The 21,302-nt window shown below is 46.5% G+C and carries 19 protein-coding genes; 10 read left to right on the top strand and 9 right to left on the bottom strand.

Annotation, left to right across the window (positions count from 1 at the left end; all coding sequences use genetic code 11):
- Positions 1–4 precede the first annotated feature (4 nt).
- The 10 genes from dnaB (at position 5) to LEP1GSC052_RS07325 (ending at position 12,552) form a co-directional block, all read left to right on the top strand.
- Positions 5–1,333, top strand: coding sequence for a replicative DNA helicase (dnaB, locus tag LEP1GSC052_RS07370; RefSeq protein ID WP_010575157.1), 1,329 nt, complete (start codon positions 5–7; stop codon positions 1,331–1,333).
- 41 nt (positions 1,334–1,374) lie between these two features.
- On the top strand, positions 1,375–3,180 hold the full coding sequence (gene aspS, locus LEP1GSC052_RS07365; RefSeq protein ID WP_010575156.1) for an aspartate--tRNA ligase: 1,806 nt from the start codon (positions 1,375–1,377) through the stop codon (positions 3,178–3,180).
- A gap of 109 nt (positions 3,181–3,289) precedes the next feature.
- The gene (locus LEP1GSC052_RS07360) at positions 3,290–4,171 is read left to right on the top strand and encodes a PhoH family protein (RefSeq protein WP_040913369.1); all 882 of its coding nucleotides are present in this window, start codon (positions 3,290–3,292) and stop codon (positions 4,169–4,171) included.
- A gap of 4 nt (positions 4,172–4,175) precedes the next feature.
- Positions 4,176–6,596 carry an HD family phosphohydrolase gene (locus tag LEP1GSC052_RS07355; protein WP_010575154.1) on the top strand — a complete coding sequence of 807 codons (2,421 nt, stop codon included), beginning with the start codon at positions 4,176–4,178 and terminating at the stop codon, positions 6,594–6,596.
- Positions 6,597–6,634: 38 nt separating this feature from the next.
- The gene (gene ybeY / locus LEP1GSC052_RS07350) at positions 6,635–7,090 is read left to right on the top strand and encodes an rRNA maturation RNase YbeY (protein ID WP_084492202.1); all 456 of its coding nucleotides are present in this window, start codon (positions 6,635–6,637) and stop codon (positions 7,088–7,090) included.
- Complete coding sequence (recO, locus tag LEP1GSC052_RS07345; protein WP_010575152.1) at positions 7,063–7,845, top strand: DNA repair protein RecO; 783 nt, start codon at positions 7,063–7,065, stop codon at positions 7,843–7,845. Before ybeY ends, recO begins: the two co-directional genes overlap by 28 nt.
- Positions 7,829–8,074, top strand: a complete 246-nt coding sequence (locus LEP1GSC052_RS07340; RefSeq protein ID WP_010575151.1) for a hypothetical protein — start codon at positions 7,829–7,831, stop codon at positions 8,072–8,074. Before recO ends, LEP1GSC052_RS07340 begins: the two co-directional genes overlap by 17 nt.
- 382 nt (positions 8,075–8,456) lie before the next feature.
- Complete coding sequence (gene argS / locus LEP1GSC052_RS07335) at positions 8,457–10,217, top strand: arginine--tRNA ligase (RefSeq protein WP_020986663.1); 1,761 nt, start codon at positions 8,457–8,459, stop codon at positions 10,215–10,217.
- Complete coding sequence (locus tag LEP1GSC052_RS07330; protein WP_020985554.1) at positions 10,217–11,476, top strand: nicotinamide-nucleotide amidohydrolase family protein; 1,260 nt, start codon at positions 10,217–10,219, stop codon at positions 11,474–11,476. Before argS ends, LEP1GSC052_RS07330 begins: the two co-directional genes overlap by 1 nt.
- Positions 11,473–12,552, top strand: coding sequence for a hypothetical protein (locus LEP1GSC052_RS07325; protein WP_010575148.1), 1,080 nt, complete (start codon positions 11,473–11,475; stop codon positions 12,550–12,552). Before LEP1GSC052_RS07330 ends, LEP1GSC052_RS07325 begins: the two co-directional genes overlap by 4 nt.
- A 4-nt stretch (positions 12,553–12,556) precedes the next feature.
- Here the strand turns inward: LEP1GSC052_RS07325 and LEP1GSC052_RS07320 are convergent, their stop codons facing one another.
- The 9 genes from LEP1GSC052_RS07320 to LEP1GSC052_RS07280 all read right to left on the bottom strand — a co-directional run bounded on the left by LEP1GSC052_RS07320 (position 12,557) and on the right by LEP1GSC052_RS07280 (position 21,197).
- Complete coding sequence (locus LEP1GSC052_RS07320) at positions 12,557–13,549, bottom strand: response regulator transcription factor (RefSeq protein ID WP_010575147.1); 993 nt, start codon at positions 13,547–13,549, stop codon at positions 12,557–12,559.
- Positions 13,549–14,682, bottom strand: coding sequence for an LIC_12097 family sensor histidine kinase (locus tag LEP1GSC052_RS07315; protein ID WP_010575146.1), 1,134 nt, complete (start codon positions 14,680–14,682; stop codon positions 13,549–13,551). The genes LEP1GSC052_RS07320 and LEP1GSC052_RS07315 overlap by 1 nt, the downstream gene beginning before the upstream one ends.
- Positions 14,683–14,688: 6 nt before the next feature.
- Entirely contained in the window at positions 14,689–15,351 is a 663-nt protein-coding gene (lenA, locus tag LEP1GSC052_RS07310) for an endostatin-like outer membrane lipoprotein LenA (RefSeq protein WP_040913365.1), read from the bottom strand.
- Positions 15,352–15,454: 103 nt separating this feature from the next.
- The gene (secG, locus tag LEP1GSC052_RS07305) at positions 15,455–15,802 is read right to left on the bottom strand and encodes a preprotein translocase subunit SecG (RefSeq protein WP_010575144.1); all 348 of its coding nucleotides are present in this window, start codon (positions 15,800–15,802) and stop codon (positions 15,455–15,457) included.
- 108 nt (positions 15,803–15,910) lie between these two features.
- The gene (gene tpiA / locus LEP1GSC052_RS07300; RefSeq protein WP_010575143.1) at positions 15,911–16,663 is read right to left on the bottom strand and encodes a triose-phosphate isomerase; all 753 of its coding nucleotides are present in this window, start codon (positions 16,661–16,663) and stop codon (positions 15,911–15,913) included.
- Between the two features lie 328 nt (positions 16,664–16,991).
- On the bottom strand, positions 16,992–18,182 hold the full coding sequence (locus LEP1GSC052_RS07295; protein WP_010575142.1) for a phosphoglycerate kinase: 1,191 nt from the start codon (positions 18,180–18,182) through the stop codon (positions 16,992–16,994).
- A 3-nt stretch (positions 18,183–18,185) separates the two neighbouring features.
- Positions 18,186–19,193 (bottom strand): type I glyceraldehyde-3-phosphate dehydrogenase, encoded by a 1,008-nt coding sequence (gap, locus tag LEP1GSC052_RS07290; protein ID WP_010575141.1) that lies wholly within the window; start codon positions 19,191–19,193, stop codon positions 18,186–18,188.
- A gap of 142 nt (positions 19,194–19,335) precedes the next feature.
- Positions 19,336–19,746 carry a response regulator gene (locus LEP1GSC052_RS07285; RefSeq protein WP_010575140.1) on the bottom strand — a complete coding sequence of 137 codons (411 nt, stop codon included), beginning with the start codon at positions 19,744–19,746 and terminating at the stop codon, positions 19,336–19,338.
- Complete coding sequence (locus LEP1GSC052_RS07280) at positions 19,743–21,197, bottom strand: PAS domain-containing sensor histidine kinase (protein WP_020986532.1); 1,455 nt, start codon at positions 21,195–21,197, stop codon at positions 19,743–19,745. Before LEP1GSC052_RS07280 ends, LEP1GSC052_RS07285 begins: the two co-directional genes overlap by 4 nt.
- Positions 21,198–21,302 lie beyond the last annotated feature (105 nt).

Here is a 21,302-nt window from a genome sequence, read left to right as displayed (position 1 = left end):
GACCATGCAGTCCGACTCCTTATACGAACCGGAATCCGAAAGGGCCTTTTTAGGATTCCTGCTTCTTAAAGGAGCGGATAACCTGATCGACGTCCCCGTCGTTCCCGAAGACTTTTATGTGGATCTCCACAGAAGGGTCTATCGGGCGATTGCCGACCTTGTGGACAAACGGATCACGATCGATCCGGTTTCCGTCCTGAACTTTCTCAAAGAAAATTCTCTACTCAAAGACGAAGAAAAAGAATTCAATTATATCTATTCCCTTTATCGGGACACGGTAGTTACGCAACCTCTCGCGTACTACGCGACTCGGATCAAACGTTTTTCGGAAAGAAGAATGTATGCGAAGATCCTCCAAGATTCTTTGGAGTTGATCCGCAAAGAACCGGGCGACAACGAATCCGTATTCAACACGGTAGAAAAAAATCTCACCGAAATTTCGCGAAGTATAGACGCGAAGGGGCTTCTTCCCGTTTCTTCGGACAAGGTAGCGCTTTCCGATTACATCATGGAGATCATGAAGAATCGGGGGCAGATCACCGGTCTTCGTACGAACTTCACGAAGTTGGACGAGGCGACCTCGGGTCTCAAAGAACACGAGCTTATGATTCTTGCGGCTCGTCCCGGTAACGGTAAAACCACGTTCGCACTGAACATAGCGTCTAACGTGGCTCTTATATTCAATCAACCCGTAGTCATCTTCTCTTTGGAGATGAGCCGGATCGAACTTCTTCTCAAGATGGTCTGCGCCGATTCCCAAGTGGAATCGATGAAACTCAAAAAATCCGAACTCACCCGTTCCGACGCTCCCAAACTTTTGGAATCCATCGTCCGAGTGACATCGGCTCCGATCTACATAGACGACTCTGGCGGTTTGACGATCGACGACTTCAAGGGCCGCGTTCGTAAACTTCTCACCACCGAAAAAATCGGATTGATCGTCGTGGATTACTTACAGCTCATGAGCGATCCGAAAAACAAGGAAGGCGGTCGTCAACAAGAGGTCGCTTCGATTTCCCGTTCTCTCAAGCAGATGGCGAAGGAAGCGAAATGTCCGATCATCGCGCTTTCTCAGATGTCGCGAGCCGTGGAACAAAGATCGAAGGATCAAAAACCTCAACTTTCCGACCTTCGGGAATCGGGAGCGATCGAGCAGGATGCGGACATCGTCTCCTTCATCTATCGAGAAGAGAAGGTGAAAGGGGACGAAGAAATCAGTCCGGAGATGCGCGGGAAAGCCGAGATCATCATCGCAAAAAACCGTTCCGGTCCTATCGGTTCTTTTCATCTTGCCTTTAGGCCCGAGCTTAGCAGATTTGATAATATAGATTAATTTACGGACCGCGTGAAAGGTCTCAATAGGAAACGAAATCATTGAAACAGTGGATTCAGGAAAGTTATAAACAGCGCTCTTGGGCCGGAGAATTAAGCGAATCCCAAGAAGGTAAAAAAGTCGTTCTTTACGGTTGGTCGTTTCGTTTTAGAGATCAGGGCGGCGTGATTTTCATCGATCTTCGCGATAGAACCGGAATCATTCAGGTAGTCGCGCGCAAGGAACTTCTCGGAGATTCTTTTACGCTTGCGGAGAAGGTTCGTTCCGAATACGTTCTCGCGGTTACGGGAACCCTCAAGAAACGCGACGTCGAATCCATCAACCCGAGAATGCAGACCGGAACGATCGAAGTCGTTCTGGATCAATTAGAAATCTTGAATGTCGCAAAAACTCCTCCGTTCTCCTTGGACGAGTTCGACGATGTTTCCGAAGAACTCAGATTGAAATACCGTTATCTGGATTTCAGAAGGGAAGAACTGAAAAATCGGATGATCAAAAGACACGAATTCATATTCGCGATTCGTAATTATCTCAACAAACGCAAGTTCGTCGAAATCGAAACTCCTATCTTAAACAAATCCACTCCCGAAGGCGCGAGGGACTTTTTGGTTCCTTCCCGTTTGAATCCGAATCAGTTTTATGCGCTTCCACAATCTCCTCAGATCTTCAAACAGATTCTGATGGTGGGGGGAATGGAACGATATTTCCAAATCGTAAAGTGTTTTCGAGATGAGGACTTACGCGCGGACAGACAACCCGAGTTCACGCAGCTCGATATGGAATTCTCGTTCGTAAGCCAAGAGGAAATTCTCGCGGAGATCGAAGGTCTCGTCGCTGAAATCTATAAAGAAGTTTTTAACATTCAATTGACCGTTCCTTTCCCGAGAATGACTTACAAAACCGCGATGGAAGAATACGGTTCGGACAAACCGGATCTTCGTTTCGGAATGAAACTCGTGGACGTTTCCGAAATCGTAAAAGATTGCGACTTCAACGTATTCTCGGGCGCGGTGAAAAGCGGAGGAACCGTAAAGGTCGTTTGTGTTCCGGGCGGTTCCGTCATCTCGAGAAAAGAGATCGAGGATTATACCGCTTGGCTGAACCGAGACTACAAAGCCAAGGGCCTCGCTTATATGAAACACGGAAGCGAAGGGCTCGAATCCACGATCACAAAACGTTTTAAAAAAGAGGAACTCGACGCGATCTCCAAAGCCTGCGCTTCGAAAGAAGGAGATATGCTCTTTTTCGGAGCGGACGAAAAGGAAATCGTCAATCATTCGTTAGGCGCTCTTCGTCTCAAACTTTCGGAACGGTTTGAAACTCCGAAAGAAGGGGAGAATAACATCACTTGGATCGTCGACTTTCCGATGTTCGAGTGGAACAAGGATCACAAACGTTGGGACGCTCTGCATCACCCGTTTACTTCTCCGTCCGACGATAGCATTCCATTTTTTGAATCTATGGAAACCCTGCAAAAGAACGCGGGCAACGCGACCGCAAAGGCGTATGACCTCGTGATGAACGGAGTCGAAATCGGCGGAGGCTCCATAAGAATTCATTCCCGAGATATTCAGAATCAAGTATTTAAGGTTCTCGGAATCGACGAGGAAGAAGCGAAGGAAAAATTCGGATTCTTACTCGAAGCTCTCGAATACGGAGCCCCACCTCACGGCGGTTTGGCGTTCGGAATCGATCGTATGTTGATGCTTCTGACGGGAGGAAAATCGATCCGAGACGTGATCGCTTTCCCGAAAACGCAAAAGGGTCTTTGTCTCATGAGCGAATGTCCTTCTCCCGTGGAAGAAAAACAGCTTCAAGAGTTGAAGATCAAACTGGTAAAGGTATAAATTTATTTCCACGCGCAAAGAACAGTTCAACTTCGAGAACCAGGATCTGTATCGTAAGATCTGCGGGATCAACGACGACGGTGTGAAAATTCTCGAGAAACAACTCGAGATGGACATCATCCCAAGAGGAAACGGTTTTCAGATCGAGGGCGAATCCGCCAAAGTGGATTTCGCTTTGGATTTTTTTAAAAAGCTCGAAGCGAACTACCGCGAAAGACCGGACCGGGACTTCACCGATTCATTCGATTTTGCTTATATTCTAAAAGACGCAGGTAAGGAACTCCGCAAAAAAAAGGTATGGGAAACCGAAACCGATCGGGCCATGCCTTGGAAGCCGAGCGAAAAAATTCTCACCACGTATCGCGGAAAACATATCTATCCCCGTACTCGGAACCAGGAAACGTATTTCCATTCTTTTCAAGACAACTTGATCACGTTCGCGCTCGGACCCGCGGGAACCGGTAAGACGTTTTTGTCCGTGGCGACCGCATGCAGATTTTTGCAAGCGGGTACGATCGACAAGATCATTCTCACGAGACCTGCGGTGGAAGCGGGGGAGAATCTCGGTTTTTTACCGGGGGATTTGAATCAAAAGGTCGACCCGTATTTGCGTCCTGTTTACGACGCGCTCAACGAATGTATCGGGCCCGAAAAAACCCAGGAATACATCGCTCTTACGAAGATCGAAATCGCTCCCGTCGCATTTATGCGGGGTAGAACTCTTTCGAATGCCTTTATCATATTGGACGAGGCGCAGAATTGCACTCTCGCCCAACTCAAAATGATTATGACTCGTTTGGGAAGATCTTCCCGGATGTGTATTTCGGGCGACTCGACTCAGATCGACTTGGATCACGGTCGTTCGGGACTCGAAAAAGTGGTGACTTTATTCAAAAACACGGATCAAATCGGAATGGTGTTTTTTGGGAAAGAAGATATTACCAGACATCCGCTTGTGGAAGTAATCGTTCGTAAGTTTGAGGAGTTGTAATCGTATGCCCAGTCCGGGAGAACAAGTCGAATCCGCTATGGCATGGATTACGGACACGCTGACCCGGGTCCGTCCGATTTTGTTCGTTCGAAGACTCCAAGTCGTTCTCGTAGTCATAACTCTTTTGATGGTGACTTGGATGCTCGCCATTCCTTTTTTCGGTCAGGATAAAATGGACCTTTCTCCGGACGGATTGTATTCGGAAGGAAAAACCGCTCCCGAAAAAATCGTTTCCGCAAAGGAAATCGTCTACGAAGACGAGGACAAAACCAAGGCTAAAAAACTCGCCGCTTATCAATCGGCGCCTTTCGTTTTTGATCGGGACTACGCGGCTCTACAGGATCAAATCAATAAATCCATTCAAGAAGATATGGAGAATTTTCGTTCCTTCAAGCCGAGCGCGGAAGGTCGGGCCTATCCCGAACTTTTGAGCGTGGTTCCCCGTTGGAAAAACAGATCCAAGGAAGAAATCGAACTTTTATACAAAACGCCGGGAAAGGGAAAGCTCAAGGATATCATTCAACAATACTCTAATTTAGTATTTTCTTCTTTTTGCATATTGCGGGATATTCCTCCCGATTTCGCCGCGGTAAAAACCTCCGGAGCGAGAGTTCGGAATCAGGGGATCAAGGAACAGATTTCGAATCTCGAAGGCGGTTATATCGTTCCGAGATCGTATCTGTATCGGGATCCGGATACGGTGAGCATTCTCGACAGAATGGCTCAGGAAAAACTTTCTCGTATGGATTCGGCGGTTCTCCCGATCGTTCAAAAAATTTCGCTGAGTTATATCTATTCCAATCCTTCCTGTTCTTACAACGCGGAGGAAACCTTAGCCGCAAAACAGTTCGCCGCGGATCGTGCGGAGCCTGTCAATTCGAGGATTCTCGCCGGCGAGGTGATCGTTAAGTCGGGAGAAATCATCACTCCCGAAATATTCAAAAAACTGCAGATTGTAAACACGTATGCGACCCGCGCGAACATCGCGTCCATCGCTTCGATTCTTCTGATTCAAACGGTTTTCGTCGTTATCATCTATATCTTTCTGAAAAAATACAATCCGAAACGATTGAACGACGTTTCGAGTAACGTGATCGTATTCTCCTTGATCTGGTTTTTGGTTTTAAGCTGTACGATCGCCTCGAGAATTTTCTTCAACTTCGAAACGAAATACGACACGATCTTTTACTTCGCGCTTTTTGTTCCCGTGGGAATGGTCTGTCTGATCATCAGCTTTATCTACGACGAACAACTTTCGATCGCGATCGGTTTCTATCTTTCCTTCTTCGTGTTTATGGCTTCGCATTACAATCCGACTTCGTTTATGCTCGGGTTCGTTTCCTGTATCGTCTCCGCGAGTTACGGAAGAAATCTCAAAAAACGGATCGATTTCATCAAAGCCGGTTTGTATATCGCGGGGGTTCAGATCATCATCGCTTCGAGCGGTTATCTTTTCGATTCGAGAAACTATTGGGTCGCTATCCCGAGCGGTTCTTGGATCAAGGATTTGATCGAATCCAACATATTCAAATTGTATGTTCTTTGTCTGATCAACGGTTTCGCTTGTTCGACCGCGGCTCAGTTCTTACTTCCGATCTACGAATATCTTTTTAACGTTCCGACCCGTTTTAAACTGATGGAGCTCGCGGACACGGGACATCCTTTATTGCAGGATCTTTTGACCAAGGCTCCTTCCACGTATACGCATACGTTTATGGTCGCGGCTCTTTCCGAACGCGCGTGTCAAAACCTCGGACTCGATTGGTTGTTGACCCGGGTCGGAGTTTACTTTCACGATATCGGCAAAATTCCGAACGCGGGATTTTTTGTGGAGAATCAACACTTGATTCCCAAAAAAGAAAACATCGACAAGAACAATCCGGCTCTTGCGGCGAAGATCGTCATCGATCACGTGTTAGACGGAATCGAGATGGCCAAGAAGGCTCGTCTTCCGAGAGAGGTGATCGACTTTATTCCGGAACATCACGGAACTTCCACGATGGCTTTTTTCTATCACAAGGCTTTATCCGAACTTTCTCCCACGCAAAAGAAGAAGTTAAAAAAACAAGACTTCCAATATCCGGGACCGAAACCGCAGAGAAAGGAAACCGCGATCGTGATGATCGCCGATTCTTTGGAAGCCGCTTCCCGTTCTTTGGAGGAGATCACGCCCGAATCCTTGGACAATCTCATCACCAAAATCATCGGAATCAAACTCGCGGAAAATCAATTGGACGAATGCGGGTTAACTCTCGGGGATTTGGAAAGCGTAAAAGCTTCCTTTAAGGAAGTTCTATTGTCGAGTCTTCATTCTAGACCGAAGTATCCGAGCATGGAAGCCACAAAAGCATTAGAAAAAAAGAATGCGATCGGTTCCGCCAACGGACATAAAAACCAAAAAGCCGCGACGGGGAAGGGACACTGATCCTCGACACCGTTTCCATTTCGAACGACTACGGAGCGATCTCCTGGTGGAACGAAACGGAAGTCGTCGAGAACTGCAAAATTCTTTTCCGACGAGAATTGTCCGATTCTCCCTGCGACCTAAGTCTGCTTTTGATAAACGACATCGACATGAAAGAGATCAATCTTTTGAGACGGAACAAGGATAAGACGACGGACGTTCTTTCCTTTCCTCTCGAATTCGACGCAGCTCCTTTGGCCGCGGTTTTGAACGAAAGAAAAAGGAAAAATTCCTGCCCCTTACCGCCGATCGCGTTAGGCGAAATCGTGATCTCCGTGGACACGCTCAAAAAACAAGCCGTTGAAATCGGACATTCCGAAAAGGACGAATTCTATCGTTTGCTCGTTCACGGTTTTTTACATCTCCTCGGATACGACCACGAAAGAGGTGAGGAAGAGGAAAGAATCATGAAGTTAAAGGAAGACGAATGTCTGGAAGCGCTTCAGGATCTCTAAAAAAAACGAAGGGAATCGTTTTGGAATCGAGAACGATCCAGGACGGGGACGCGATCATACGTCTTCTTCCCGAACAAGGCCAAGTGGAGAATTTTAGGATTCGAGGAATCCGAAAAAGTAAAACGAGACCCATCGCTTCGGTGGAACCCGGATCTCTTTCCAGCGTCGATTACTACAATTCCAAGAACAAAGAGACGCATAACGTGAAGGAGATTTCCCTTCTCAATCGATACGATAAAGCGAAGTCCGGTTACTTCGGAATGGTTCTCGTTTCCTATCTCGTGGAACTCGCGTCCTCCTTCACGCCGGACGGAGCGGAACATCCGGGAGAATTTCGTCTTTTATCCGGAGCCTTGGAAGAGCTTGAGGAGAACGGACCCGCGCCCTTGATTCTTCCCTTTTTTAAACTTCGTCTTCTTGTGAGCGGAGGATTCTTATCCAAAGAAATTCTTTGCCATTCCTGCGGAACCGAACTCAAGGAGATGACATCCGTAACTTTGCAAACCTCTCCATTCGAACTCGTGTGCGGAAACTGTCTTCATTCCGATCAGAACGATCTCGGACTCGTTCAATGGATTCAGACTTTTCTGATGCTTAGGTTTCGGGACTTAAAGGAAAGAAAAATATCCGTTGAAACTCTTCTGGACTTGGACAGAATTTGCAATCGGATGCTCGAACCCATTCTTAGAAAAAAACTGAAATCGTCCGTCACTCTCTACGAAGCCCTGGGGGAAAATCTTGGAAAACTTTCTTAAATCGATTCTATTTTTGTTCTACTTTTTCATTCTTCTTTTTCTCGTAGTCTTGGACATTCGCTGGGATCAAAAAACTCCCGTATCGATACCGGTCCGAGCGGAACGGGAGGAAAGAGGAAAACGATCAGTACTTGTTTCCATGATGGATCTGAAAAAAATGGTATTTCAGGAATTGGAAATCAGCTGGGAAAACTCGAAAAAGAAAAACGTGTTCTATGAAAGGAAATAATTTAATGGTTACCGTTTTCGCGTCTGCGGCGCGAGCCAACGCTGACACTCCGTTGGCTTTTGGCTGTTTCGCTTTCTATGGATCGCTCGACATAGGAAAGGAAATGATCGAATCATTTTTATTCCGATTCAAATAGATAGGCAAAATGTTTAGAAAGGAATTAAAGCTTAAAAGAAGAGTTTTGTTGGAGTTCCTACTTTTTCCCGAAACATTTTTCGATTTCAAAAATTCGATTTTTGTGATAGGGGAATCGAGTCGAGGTTTTTCCCGCCGCCTCTCCCCACCACCCAAACGCGGGCGGGGCCGAACTTTTACGAAAAAATTGTCGTACTTCCTACGAATTCCATTCTTATCGTTCTGAATGAATCTCCGGTAAATTTTAATGAAAGAAAATGAAACTTTAAAACAAATCGTATTAAAAGCGCTCGAAGAGGGGGTTCGCGAACTTTCCGCTTCCATCCCCGACGCGGATCTGAGCGCGTTCAAAATCAAAATAGAATATTCCAGAGACGAAAAATTCGGGGATTATTCCACTTCGTTCGCATTAGAAAATTCTAAAATTCTAAAGAAGAATCCGGTTCAAGTTTCCGGAGATATCGTCGCGATTCTCCAGAAAAGAAACGATCTGTTCGAAACGGTGGATTTTACTCCGCCCGGTTTCGTGAATTTTCGAATCGCCCCTTCGTTTCTTTTGAAATTCATAGAGTCTTCGATTCTTTCCGGAAATTATTTTCCGAAAGCGAACGATCCTCTCAAAATCAATCTCGAATTCGTTTCCGCAAATCCTACGGGACCGCTGAACATCGTTTCCGCGAGAGCGGCCGCAAACGGGGACGCGATGGCCTCTCTTTTGAAGGCGATCGGTCACAAGGTTGATAAGGAATTCTACATCAACGACTATGGAAATCAGGTTTTTTTACTCGGGGTTTCCACCTTGGTCCGAATCCGCGAACTCAAGGGAGAATCTTCGTCCCTCCAAGAAGCCGACGATTCCACTCCGATCGAAACGATCCTGGAAAAAAACATTCTGCCCGCGGAAGGTTATCGCGGCGAATATATTAAGGATATTGCAAGTTCTCTTTTAAAGGATTCCGAAAAATCCCCGCTGATAGAAAATCTTCTCAAAGAAAAGAAATACAAAGAACTCGCGGAGCTTTGTTCCGGTTGGACCGTGGAAAACAATCTGATCTGGCAAAGAAAGGATCTAGATGCGTTCGGTGTGGAGTTCGACAATTATTTCAGCGAACGCACGTTACACGATTCGAACAAGGTTCTGGCCGTGATGAAGGACCTGGAAAAGTCCGGTCAAATTTTCGAAGAAGACGGGAAGAAGGTTTTTCGTTCCACGGAATACGGAGATGATAAGGACCGTGTGGTCGTAAGGGACGACGGAAGACCGACGTATCTACTCGCGGACATAGCGTATCATAAGAATAAAATCGAAAGGGGATACGATCGAATCTTCGACATCTGGGGACCGGATCACCACGGATATATCGCGAGGCTTGCTGGCGCGGTTCAGTCGATCGGTTATAAAAAGGAAAACTTCAAAGTCATCATCGCGCAACAGGTCAATCTTCTCGAATCGGGACAAAAGGTGAAGATGAGCAAACGCGCCGGTTCTTTTCAAACGATGAGCGATCTCATCGGATTTTTGGGAAAACACGGAAGGGACGTGGGTCGTTATTTTTTTGTTATGCGTTCTCTCGACGCTCCTCTGGATTTCGATCTGGATCTTGCTAAGGACGAGTCGGATAAGAATCCGGTCTTTTATCTGCAATACGCGCACGCGAGAATCTGTTCGATCTTTCGCGAGGTCGGAAACGAAACGTCTTCGGAGGCCGCAACTACATTAGAAATGTCTGATGAACGAAAACGACTTCTTTTTTGGATCGCAAGATTTCCGGAGGAAATTTTCGACGCGGCCAATGCGATGGAACCGCATCGAGTCACGAATTATCTCCAGAGTTTCGCGAAAACGTTTACCGGTTTTTATCTCGGAAAAAACAACCGATTGAAGGACGCAACGCCCGAAGTTCGTTTGGGTCTGGCGAGAATTTGTCTCGCGGCCAAGAACGTTCTCTCCGAAGGACTTTCTCTCATCGGAGTTTCCGCACCCGAAAGAATGGATAAGGAAAACTAATGTCGATCGCTCCGAAAATCATCGTTTTATCGACGGGTTCCGAACTGACTTCGGGGAGAAGTCAGGATACGAATTCGTCCTGGATCGCAAACGAACTTTTCGGATTGGGATTCTCCGTATCCAAGTTCGTGGTTTTACCGGACGATCCCGTCGCGCTTCAAGTCGAAATTTCAAAACTCGCAAACGAATCCACAAAGGAACAACCCGTTCTTCTTGTGATGACGGGCGGACTCGGACCTACGGAAGACGATTATACTTTGGAAGTCGCGTGTAAACTCAAAGGCGTTTCATCGACGGAAAGCCCGGTCGCAAGACAAAGGATCGAGGCCTTTTATCGACTTCGAGGAAGAAATTTTCAAGAAGCGATGCAAACCGCGATCCGTCAGGTTTCCGTTCCCGAAGGTTCGATCATTCTGGGCAACACTGTGGGAATCGCACCCGGTTTTATCATAACGTTAGGCCAAAGCGCATATCTTTGTTGTATGCCCGGGGTTCCCGGAGAAATGACGGAGATGTTCCGAGACGAACTTACGCCTTGGATCTCCAAAACATTTTCTGCGACGGAATTACATTCCGGATTTCGTTTCGTCTGGTGGATGAGCGAATCCCTTTTTCAGAAAGAATTTATTTCAAAGGAAGAATCCGTCACAAGCGGAAAAGTAGTCTGGGGCGTGGCGGCAAAACGGGGATATATCCGAGTGAGTTTTCAATCCTCCGATCGGTCCTTGGTGGATTCTCTTTTACAAAAGATCGATCAAGTCTACGGAGCCAAATCGACGCCGGACGTTTTCGAAGAACTTCCTAAAATTCTCTTAGAAAAAAAACTTACCGTAGGAACCGCCGAAAGTTGTACAGGCGGATTGATCGCAAAAACGTTGACCGATCGCGCAGGATCGTCCGCTTATTTTTACGGAAGTGTGGTTTCCTACGATAACAGCGTTAAGGCGGGGCTGCTCGGAGTCAAACAGAACACGTTAGACGAGTTTGGGGCCGTCAGCAAAGAAACCGCAAAGGAGATGGCGGAAGGGGCCCTAGTCGCTTTAAAAACGGATCTGACCGTAAGCGTTACCGGAATCGCCGGGCCGGGAGGAGGAACTCCCCAAAAGAAAGTAGGCCTGGTTTATTTCGGGGTCGCGCAGAAAAACGGGGAAACCGAAATTCACGAACACTACTTTCCGTTTCCGAGGGCTTCGTTTCGGGAATACGCCGCGTTCACGGGAATTTATCTTTTATACAATCTTCTGAAGGAAAAAAAATGAAACTCTTAACCGTGGCCGGATTCGGCGTTTTATTTACGATATTATTCTTTTATACATTAGGAAATCCTTATGAAGCCGCGACCGGAATCCAAAAGGTCTGGGCGTTTTCGAAACCGGCGCACGCCGGAATGGCCGAGGACGCGCGATTCGCGTGGAACCCGGACGAGAACTTAAACGGATACAAATTCGAGAACTCGTATTATACGATCCAGAGTTCCTCCGGAATTCCTCTCGACGATATGAGAAGAATCGAATATCCGTTCAACACGAAAGGTTATCTCGAATACAAAAAGATCGGCTCCGAGGTGAATTTTTATTCTCCCTCGAACGAGATCCTCTGGACGAAGGAGTTTAGAAGTTATCCGAGAATTTCTCCTTCGGGCAACGTGGTTCTTCTGATCGCGGGGGATCACAACCAGGTGATTCTTTCCGATATCAACGGGAACGGAACCGGGGCGGGAAAACTCGACGGACGTTTTTTGACGGACTATACGTTTGCGAGCGATTCTAAAATTACGGGAGTTCTTTTTTCAGGAGGAGAATTGTTCGTTCTCGATCCCAAAGGCGCGATTCAAATCAAAAAGGATCTCGGCTCGGAAAAGAATCCCGTTTTTGCAAAGAGCGTTTCCGTTTCTCCGGACGGCTCCAAAACAGCGGTGCATCTTTTGAACGGAAACAAGGATAAAATTTTCGTTTTGGGCGCGAAAGGGGAAGAGATTACTTCGTACGAACTGAATACGATTTATCCTCATAAACTTTATTTAGCGATTTCGAATACGGGCGAAGTTTTGATTTCCGCGCCGGATCAGTTGATCTTTTACGATTCTTCCGGGAAGGCCGCTTTGAACGTTAAGCGAAATTCCGGCAACGGAGTTTATGAAACCGTTTTTCACAACGGGGATTGGTTCGCGGCCGAAGCCAATCAGGAAATTCTATTTATAGACGATTCCGGAAAAATTCTAAAGAAAGAAAAAATCAAAGGTTCCGATTTGCCCGCACGGTTTTTTCCTTCGGGTAAAAAGGGTTCCGTCGTTTTGGAAACGGGCAAGGAACTTTTTCTATATCGCAATCTTTGATTTTTTAGACTTCGTAGATCGAAAGAGATTTATAACTTTTGTTACCTTGTTTGTCGAGTAGGGCGATGATCTCGGTTCTTTTTTCCTTTTCGATGTTGAAGATCAACTGATCCGAAATTTCCCTGCAGATATAAAGACCACGGCCGTGCGAGTCCGCAAGCCCTGGAGGAAAACCGGTCGCTTCGTCCACCGTGATATGACGATCCAAACGTTTTAGAATTTCCTTTTTATCCAAGGAACCGAAATGATCCCGGATCACGATGATGAACGTGTTCTCGGCGATCCCGTAACCGATTTCGAAGAAGTCGGATTCCGCGAGTTGAATATTCTCCAGAGGAATCACCAAGTCTCGGGAAGGAAGTTCGTATTGGTATTTGTAATTTCCTTTGGAATCGCGAGGCGCGCGGATCATCGCGTTGGAGGTAAGTTCCTCGAGAATCTGATTGATCGCGTTAGGCGCTCCTTTCTCGACGAGAAACTTAGCGATCCGATTGCAGAGAAAGTTTCTCTGTTCGTCCGAATAAATTCTTTTATAGACGATGCTGTCCGGTTGAGGAACCGAAAAATCCTTATCCTCCGCGCCCGATTCCTGGATCGTAAATTCCGGTCCGAAATATTTTTCAACACCGAAGATATCCTTAGTCAATAACTTGTGGACCATCACGGAGATCAACTTGATGTCCAAAAAGGAATATTTGGGAATGATGTTCCAGATGCCGTGTTTATAAGCGAAGTTGATGTAGTCGTTGATGTTATACGCGGTCATCAAAGTATAAAGGACCTGAGGAAATTCGTGTTGGATCGTTTTGATCAGATCGAGTCCGGTTTTCCCGGGCATCCGAATGTCCGTGATGACGAGATGAATCTCTTCGCTTTTTAAAACTCGAATCGCTTCGTCGTAGTTTTCGGCGTCGAAGATATTGTATTTTCCGGTGAGAAGATCCTTGATCGCTTCCCGGATCGAATGTATGTCCTCGACGATTAGAATATTGTACATTAGGAAGAATACCCGTGGTTTTGTGTGAAGGGTAGGGAAACTCTGAATCTTGTTTTTCTTTCGAAGGATTTAACCGACAATTCTCCGCTGTGTTCGCGCACGATCGAGTGACAGATGGAAAGACCGAGCCCGGTTCCGATTCCGGTTTTATTCTTCGTAAAGAAAGGGGAGAATATCTTGTCGATGAGATTGTCCGGAATTCCTCCGGCGTTGTCTTCCACGATGATATGCACCATGTTTCTGGTTTTACGAACTTCCACGCGGATCTTTCCTTCTCCGTAGTCGAAGGCCTGCAAAGAATTCTTAAATAGATTGATAAAAAGACGTTCCATCTTGACCGGATTGAACTGAAAAGTGGTTCCCGGTTCGCAGAGAATTTCCCAAGTGATGTTCTTGGAAAGAACGGGATAAACCCAGACGACGTTCTCCTTCGCTTTTTGGATCGTTTCGTAGATGTCCGCGGCAGTGGTTACAAGGCGGTCCGGTTTTGCGAAACTGATGATGTCCGAGACGATCATAGCCGCGCGCGTTAGATCCTCTTTCATCATATCCAGACGTTTGCGGAAAAATTCCGGATCGATGGAAGTGAGATTGTTCAAAAGACTTTGCAACGTTAGACTCATTCCGGTCAGAGGGTTGTTGAGTTCGTGAGCCACTCCGGAAATAAATATCCCGAGAGAAGCGAGGTTGCGAATCCGAAGATTCTCCTCTTCTTTTTCCTTGATTCGGGTGATATTGCTTACCTTTTCGAGAACGGAACCGATCGTTCCGTCCTTTTCGATCGGATAAAAATCCAAGTAAAGGGTTTCCTTTTGGCCTTTCACGGAATGAAAGATTTCGCGGTTCACGTCGGAGCGGGGATATTCGAAGTATTGATTGAAGTTTTCTTCGCCGTTTTGCATGTCCTTCATCGGACAATACGGACAAACGTCTCCTCGGTTGTAGAGGACTTCGTAGCACTTCTTCCCTATAATGGAGGAAAAGGACGGTTGACCGGAAAATTCGAGCGTGGATCGGTTGACCCTCCGGATACGAAATCCCGGATCGATCAATACCAACGGCTCGGTAATCCCATCCAAGATGGATTGTAATTCACCGGCTCTTTCTAAGAGATTTTCCTGCAACGAGGACATGAAGATTCAATATTGTAGAGAATCTTTAAAAGTTTGCAGTAACTTTTTTTTATTTTTTGCGGATTCCTGGCTCTGCATTTCCTGAAGTCTCATCAGCTGAATCAGAAAATCCTCCAGAAGTTTTAAGTAAAATTCTTGCTTAAAGTTGGATCTCTCTCGGTTGATTCCTTCGTCGGGGAGCAGCTGAATCGGATAACGGACTTCTTTTCCGTTGCGATCCGCTTGCAGAAGAATATCGTCCACGTTTTGATCGAGAGGGGTTTCGTCCGTCAAACGGATCACGGTCGTGTCGGAACCGTCGGAATTCTCCGCTTTGACCTCGGTGATAACCTTGGAAAGAGTGGTTCCTGTGAACTCGAGCGTTATGGATTTGCTCTCCGCCTTTTCGATTCCGTTCTTTCCTTCCTGGATGGAATGTTTCACCACTTTGATTCCCTTTCGATTCGGATAGGTTCCGAGGAACGTAACATACGTTCCGTTGGGAACCGAATCCATCTTTTCCAACTTCAAAAGTTCTCGTGCGATTCCGAGATCCTCATACACTCTGAGAATTCTTCGGTTTAATAGGGAAGCGGTGTCCGACGACTTATTCTTATGAGAATCGTCTTCCTTACTTTGTGCGGAAAGTGAAGTAGGTAAAAATGCGAATAGGAGAAGAGTGAAAAGAATCGAAAAGGGCAGTCTTTGTGTCGCGGGCGCCGGTCTCTTCTTCGAGGAAGAATTTTCTTTTGTCGAAAATTCTTCCCTAAAACAAGTGAGTTCCGAAGGCCGGTTAAGGATTGGTTGTCGGAGCAGGGGTTGCAGGAGCGGGAGTCGTAGTCGGTGTTGTAGTTTCACTTTTAGTCTCCTCGGGAGCCGGAGTCAACACGGGAGTCGTTTCCGGCATCAGCTTATCTTCTTTTTTCGCGAACAGAAAGGAAAGAAGAAGAGAAAGAATGATAAATAGAATCGCCGTTACTCGGGTGGCCTTGGTCAGAACGTCCGCAGTGGAAGAACCGAAAACGGATTGGCTGGAGCCTCCTCCTAAAAGTCCTCCGCCCTTGCCGGTCTGAATCATAACGAGCAGTACCAGAAAGAGAGAAACAAAAACAAAAAGGGTTAGAATGACTCCGTTTAACATATCAGTTCCTGAAAAAAAATTGAATCCTTTGCCAGATTATGAAGTCTGCAAGGGGTGACAATTAAAATACTCTTATTAAGGACGTTCGAATCGGGGTTTCAGCCTGTTTTAGAAAAGTCCCGCATACGAATCGATCTTCTGGCTCGCGCCTCCCACGAGTCCCCCGTCTATGTCCTTTTCCTTTAAGAGATCCTTAATATTGTCCGGTTTGACCGAACCTCCGTAGAGAATCGAAAGAGATTCTGCGACGGAAGAAGCTCCCACAAAAAGTCCCGCGACTTCTTTGCGGATAAACGCGTGCACTTCCTGAGCCTGCGCGGGGGTTGCAACCTTTCCGGTTCCGATCGCCCAAACGGGTTCGTATGCAAGAATCAAATTGGAGAATGAATTGCTTTCGATTCCTTTTAGACCTTCTCGGATTTGAGAACCGATGACCTCGAAGGTTTTGCCGGATTCTCTCTCAGCGAGAGTTTCTCCCACACAATACAAAGCGGTGAATCCGTTCTTCAAAAGAAAACGAACCTTCTCGTTGCAGAAGGAGCTGGATTCTCCTAAGAATTGTCTTCTTTCGGAGTGACCGATCATCACGACCTTAACTCCGATCTCTGCAAGTTGATCGGGGGAGGTTTCTCCGGTGAAGGCCGCAAGTCCGGAATGATAGCAGTTCTGTGCGCCGACGATCACTCCGGTTCCTTCGAGAATTTTCGCTACGCTTGCGAGGTGCAGAGTGGAAGGGAACACCATCGAAATTCTTTCTTTGGCTACGGATGGAATTTTTTCCTTGATCGATTGTGCCAAGGAAACCGCTTCTTTTTCGGAGAGATTCATTTTCCAGTTTCCGGCGATCACTGTCTTGCGCATACTTCCTCGTTGATGAATGATTTCTGGTAAAGCTGGGAAGAGTTTGTAGGAAAGCGGAATGGCTTCAAGGACTTTTTAGATCGGTGCAAAACGTCTTAGTCGGCTCAGAGAGTTTTAAAACGAGTTTCGAGGGAGAATACGTCGAAACACAGGAAGAAAAGCGACGCGCTCGACGTCTGCGGTTCTCTTCTACAATTCGATTTCGAAGTTTGCGGTGGTTCGTTGTCCGCGATACCTAAGTCTTAAAAAGAAAAAACCGAATCCATCCTTTGCGGATCGGATTCGGTTTTCTTTCCGAAGCTCGGACCTAAAACAGTTTTTCGGAATGTTATTCTTCCGCTTTTTTCAGAAGCGCTTCCACGCCCGGAAGTTTTCTTCCTTCCATAAACTCGAGGGAAGCTCCTCCGCCTGTGGAGATATGAGTGATCTTGTCCGCAACACCGGCCTTGTTGATCGCCGCGATGGAATCTCCCCCGCCTACGACCGTCTTAGCCTTGGACTTAGCGATCGCTTTTGCAATGGCCATCGTCCCGCTCGCGAACTTATCCATTTCAAAAACTCCCATCGGTCCGTTCCAAAAAATCGTTCCCGCGTTTTTGATGATCTTCTCGTAATTGGAAACGGTTTTGGAACCGATGTCCATTCCCATCCAACCTTCTAAGATTCCCATCTTGTCCACGGACTTCGACTTCGCTTTATCGCTGAACTGATCCGCGATGATATGATCCACGGGAAGTTGAAGATCGACTCCCGCAACCCCGGCTTTTTCGATCAACTGGAAGGCCTGAACTTCGAAATCTTTTTCCACGAGAGAATTTCCGACCGGAATCGCTCTGGACTTCAGAAACGTATAAGCCATTCCTCCTCCGATCAAAATGTGATTCACCTTGTCGAAGAGATTGTTGAGAACCTTGATCTTCGTGGAAACCTTGGAACCGCCGATGATCGCAACAAACGGACGAGCCGGTTTAGAAAGAAGAGCGGAAAGTTCCACGATCTCTTTGTGCATCAAAAGTCCCGCGTACGAAGGGAGAAGATGTGCGATTCCTTCGGTAGAAGCATGCGCTCTGTGAGCCGCACCGAACGCGTCGTTCACGTAAACGTCCGCAAGAGCCGCGAGTTTTTTGGAAAAACCCGCTTCGTTCTCTTCTTCTTCCTTATGAAAACGGACGTTCTCGATCACGAGAATTTCTCCGTCTTTGAGTTCCTTGGAAAGTTTTACCGCGTCGTCACCGATCACGGTTTTGGAAAAGTGAACGTTGGCTTTTACAAGACCTTTGAACGCTTCCACGACCGGAGCCATGGAGAATTCGGGATTCACTTGTCCTTTCGGTCTTCCGAGGTGACTCGCGACGATTACTCTCGCTCCTTTTTTCAGAAGGAGTTCGATGGTCGGAAGAGTCTTTTCGATTCTGGTTTTGTCGGTGACCTTGCCGTTCTCGATCGGAACGTTGAAGTCCACTCTCAGGAAAACGCGTTTTCCCGAGAGGTCGACGTTTTCGAGTCTAGGTAAATCCATGAATTAACCTTTCTTCGCCATAAAACGAACGAGATCGAGAACTCGGTTGGAGTAACCCATCTCGTTGTCATACCAGGAAACGAGTTTGAAAAATTTCGAATTGAGTTCGATACAAGCGTCCATGTCGAAGATGGAAGAAAGAGTGGAACTTACGAAGTCGTTGGAAACCACCATGTCTTCGGTGTAACCGAGAATTCCTTTCATGGAACCTTCCGAAGCTTCTTTCATCTTTGCGGAAATTTCTTTCAAAGAAGTTTCTTTGGTGGTTCTTACGGTTAAGTCCACAACCGAAACGTCCGGAGTCGGAACTCTAAAAGACATACCGGTCAATTTTCCGTTTACTTCGGGAATACAAAGTCCGACCGCTTTTGCCGCGCCGGTAGACGCAGGAATGATGTTTTGCATCGCTCCTCTTCCTCCGCGGAAATCCTTTTTCGAAGGACCGTCGACGGTAGGTTGGGTCGCGGTGGTCGCGTGGATCGTGGTCATCAAACCTTCTTCGATTCCGAAGTTGTCGAGAACAACTTTTGTGATCGGCGCGAGGCAGTTCGTAGTGCAGGACGCGTTAGACACGATGTGATCGGTGGCTGCGTTGTATTTCTCGTTGTTGACTCCCATTACGAAAGTAGGGATGTCCTTGTCTTTTGCGGGAGCGGAGATCACGACTTTTTTCGCACCGGCTTTGATGTGTTTTTCCGCTCCGGCTCTGTCCGTAAAAAGTCCGGTGGATTCGATCACGTAGTCCACTTTCAGATCTTTCCAGGGAAGTTTTTCAGGATCTCTTTCGGAAACGCAGAGGATTTTTTTTCCGTCTACGATGAGTTCTTTCTCGGTGTGTTCTACGGTTCCTTGAAATCTTCCGTGAGTGGAATCGTATTTGAGTAGGTAGGCCAGGTTGTCAGGAGTAACTAAATCATTGATTGCGACAAATTCCAGATTGGGGTCTTTGATTCCTGCACGGAAAACGAGTCTTCCGATTCTTCCAAATCCGTTGATGGCTATTCTGGTCATTTTCTTCCCTTTGTTGTTAAGATTTATCAACATCTCCCGTTTGGAACGAACGCTCCAGGGGAGAATTTTTTAAGATTTGATTACAGTATTTTCACGGAACATTCTGTTGAAAATCCGTTTTTTGGGGAGAATTCGGGACGAATTAGGAAAAATGCCTTTGTAGAATCTCGTCGAGCATCGCGTTCGTGAGAGGTTTCGTTTTAAAATCCGAAGTAGAACCGAAACCGCCGAATTTGCTTTTGTCGTCCGGGTTTTCCGAAGTGGTCAACATCACGACGATCATCGTGGCTTGAAGTTCGCGGTCGAGTTGTTTGTATTCTTCCAAAAATTCCCAGCCGTTCATTCCGGGCATATTGATATCCAAAAAAATCAGATCGGGATGGGGACTCGAATTGAAAGATTTGTTTTTTAGATAATCCAACGCTTCCTGAGCGGATTGTTTGGCGATTACGGTTTCCGCGTAGTTCCCTTTTCGGATCACTCTTTCATGAAAAAAGTTATCGTCCTTGTTGTCGTCGATGAGAAGGATACAGTTTAATCTTGGATTTGTCATAGGTTGATCGTAATCGGAATATTGAAATAGAACGTGCTTCCCTTTTGCGGAGAAGATTCCACCCAGATCCGGCCTCCGTGTAATTCTACGATTTTTTTGCAATGAGCCAAGCCGATTCCGTGGCCTTCGTATTCTTCCTTGATGTGAAGTCTTTGAAAGATAAAGAAGATTCGATCCAGATGTTTGGGATCGATTCCGATTCCGTTGTCTCGAACCGAAAAGGTCCAGAATTCTCCTTCTTGTTTGCATCGGATTTCGACTTCCGGTTGAACGTCCGCCTTTGAGAACTTGATCGCGTTCGAGATTAGATTTTGAAACAGCTGTCTGAGTTCGATTTCATAGACGTGGAGACTCGGAAGATCGTCCGATTTGATCTTGGCGCCCGACTGAACGATCGTGTTTTCGAGATCCGCGAAAACCTCGGAAAGAATTCGGTTTAAATCCGTGTAGTTTAGTTTTTGATCGCGTCCGATTCTCGCATACATAAGAAGGGCTTTCACCAAGACGCTCATTCTTTTCGTGGCTTGATCGATCGTTTTGAGATGTCTCGCCGCGTCTTCGTTGAAATCCTTTGCGTGATCCTCTTCCAAAATTTGAATGTAGTTCGAAACGGTTCTAAGAGGTTCCTGCAAATCGTGGGAAGCTAAGAATGCGAATTGTTCCAGTTCCTTGTTTTTTACTTCGAGTTCGTTTTTACGGATGAGAATTCCTTCCTGATTTTTTCTTTCCGTGATGTCGATGATGGACGCGAGAACCATCGGGCCTTCGTCCGTGTCGATCGGATTCAAACCGATTTCGACTTGAACCTCGCTTCCGTTTTTTCTGCGCGCAAACAATTCTCTTCCGGCGCCCATCGATCGTACGGAAGGATTTTGGAAGAATTCGTTTCTGCGATCCGGATGATCGTGACGAAACCTTTCCGGCAAAAGAATTTCCAATTTAACGCCGATCAATTCTTCCCTTTCGTATCCGAAAAGTTTTTCGGTTTGTTCGTTTACGAAGGAGATCGTTCCTTCCCAATTTACGAGAACCATCGCGTTCGGAGCGGACTCGACTACGAGCCGGAATCTTTGTTCCGCTTTTTTACGTTCGGTGATATCGATGATCGACGCGAGCACCAAGGTTCCGTCCGCGGTGACGACCGGATTCAAACCGATTTCCACCGGAAATTCGACTCCGCTTTTTTTTAAGCCGAACAGATCTCTTCCCGCTCCCATAGGACGAACCTTGGGAGAATCGAAAAAAGAATTCCGAAACGCCGGGTGATTTTTGCGGTAACGAACGGGAAGAAGTTCCTCCACGAATTGACCGATCAATTCGGTTCGGTCGTATTCGAAAAGTTTTTCGGCCTCCTTGTTGATATAAACGATCTTTCCGTCCCGGTTCAGCAATACGATCGCGTTCGGAACGGATTCGACCATCAATTGGAATGTAAGCTCCGAATGTTTCATCGTTAGGAGAATCCGATCAAAGTATCACGCGGAAAAGAACGTGTCAAATCGTAAAATCAAAAATTTGAATATTCGAATTTGCTACAATAGGATTGCGTTCGCCGA

This window comes from Leptospira kmetyi serovar Malaysia str. Bejo-Iso9 (assembly GCF_000243735.2).
GTDB lineage: Bacteria > Spirochaetota > Leptospiria > Leptospirales > Leptospiraceae > Leptospira > Leptospira kmetyi.
Note: the sequence above shows the minus strand (reverse complement) of the source record. Positions and strands in the feature narration are given on the sequence as shown.

Excerpts from the sequence above, each read along its gene's own strand:
- LEP1GSC052_RS07325 (WP_010575148.1), top strand. The coding sequence starts at position 11,473 with ATGAAACTCTTAACCGTGGCCGGATTCGGCGTTTTATTTACGATATTA.
- LEP1GSC052_RS07355 (WP_010575154.1), top strand. The coding sequence starts at position 4,176 with ATGCCCAGTCCGGGAGAACAAGTCGAATCCGCTATGGCATGGATTACG.
- LEP1GSC052_RS07280 (WP_020986532.1), bottom strand. The coding sequence starts at position 21,197 with ATGAAACATTCGGAGCTTACATTCCAATTGATGGTCGAATCCGTTCCG.
- argS (WP_020986663.1), top strand. The coding sequence starts at position 8,457 with ATGAAAGAAAATGAAACTTTAAAACAAATCGTATTAAAAGCGCTCGAA.
- LEP1GSC052_RS07285 (WP_010575140.1), bottom strand. The coding sequence starts at position 19,746 with ATGACAAATCCAAGATTAAACTGTATCCTTCTCATCGACGACAACAAG.
- recO (WP_010575152.1), top strand. The coding sequence starts at position 7,063 with ATGTCTGGAAGCGCTTCAGGATCTCTAAAAAAAACGAAGGGAATCGTT.
- LEP1GSC052_RS07315 (WP_010575146.1), bottom strand. The coding sequence starts at position 14,682 with ATGTCCTCGTTGCAGGAAAATCTCTTAGAAAGAGCCGGTGAATTACAA.
- secG (WP_010575144.1), bottom strand. The coding sequence starts at position 15,802 with ATGTTAAACGGAGTCATTCTAACCCTTTTTGTTTTTGTTTCTCTCTTT.
- LEP1GSC052_RS07320 (WP_010575147.1), bottom strand. The coding sequence starts at position 13,549 with ATGTACAATATTCTAATCGTCGAGGACATACATTCGATCCGGGAAGCG.
- dnaB (WP_010575157.1), top strand. The coding sequence starts at position 5 with ATGCAGTCCGACTCCTTATACGAACCGGAATCCGAAAGGGCCTTTTTA.
- LEP1GSC052_RS07295 (WP_010575142.1), bottom strand. The coding sequence starts at position 18,182 with ATGGATTTACCTAGACTCGAAAACGTCGACCTCTCGGGAAAACGCGTT.
- tpiA (WP_010575143.1), bottom strand. The coding sequence starts at position 16,663 with ATGCGCAAGACAGTGATCGCCGGAAACTGGAAAATGAATCTCTCCGAA.
- LEP1GSC052_RS07330 (WP_020985554.1), top strand. The coding sequence starts at position 10,217 with ATGTCGATCGCTCCGAAAATCATCGTTTTATCGACGGGTTCCGAACTG.
- LEP1GSC052_RS07360 (WP_040913369.1), top strand. The coding sequence starts at position 3,290 with ATGGACATCATCCCAAGAGGAAACGGTTTTCAGATCGAGGGCGAATCC.
- gap (WP_010575141.1), bottom strand. The coding sequence starts at position 19,193 with ATGACCAGAATAGCCATCAACGGATTTGGAAGAATCGGAAGACTCGTT.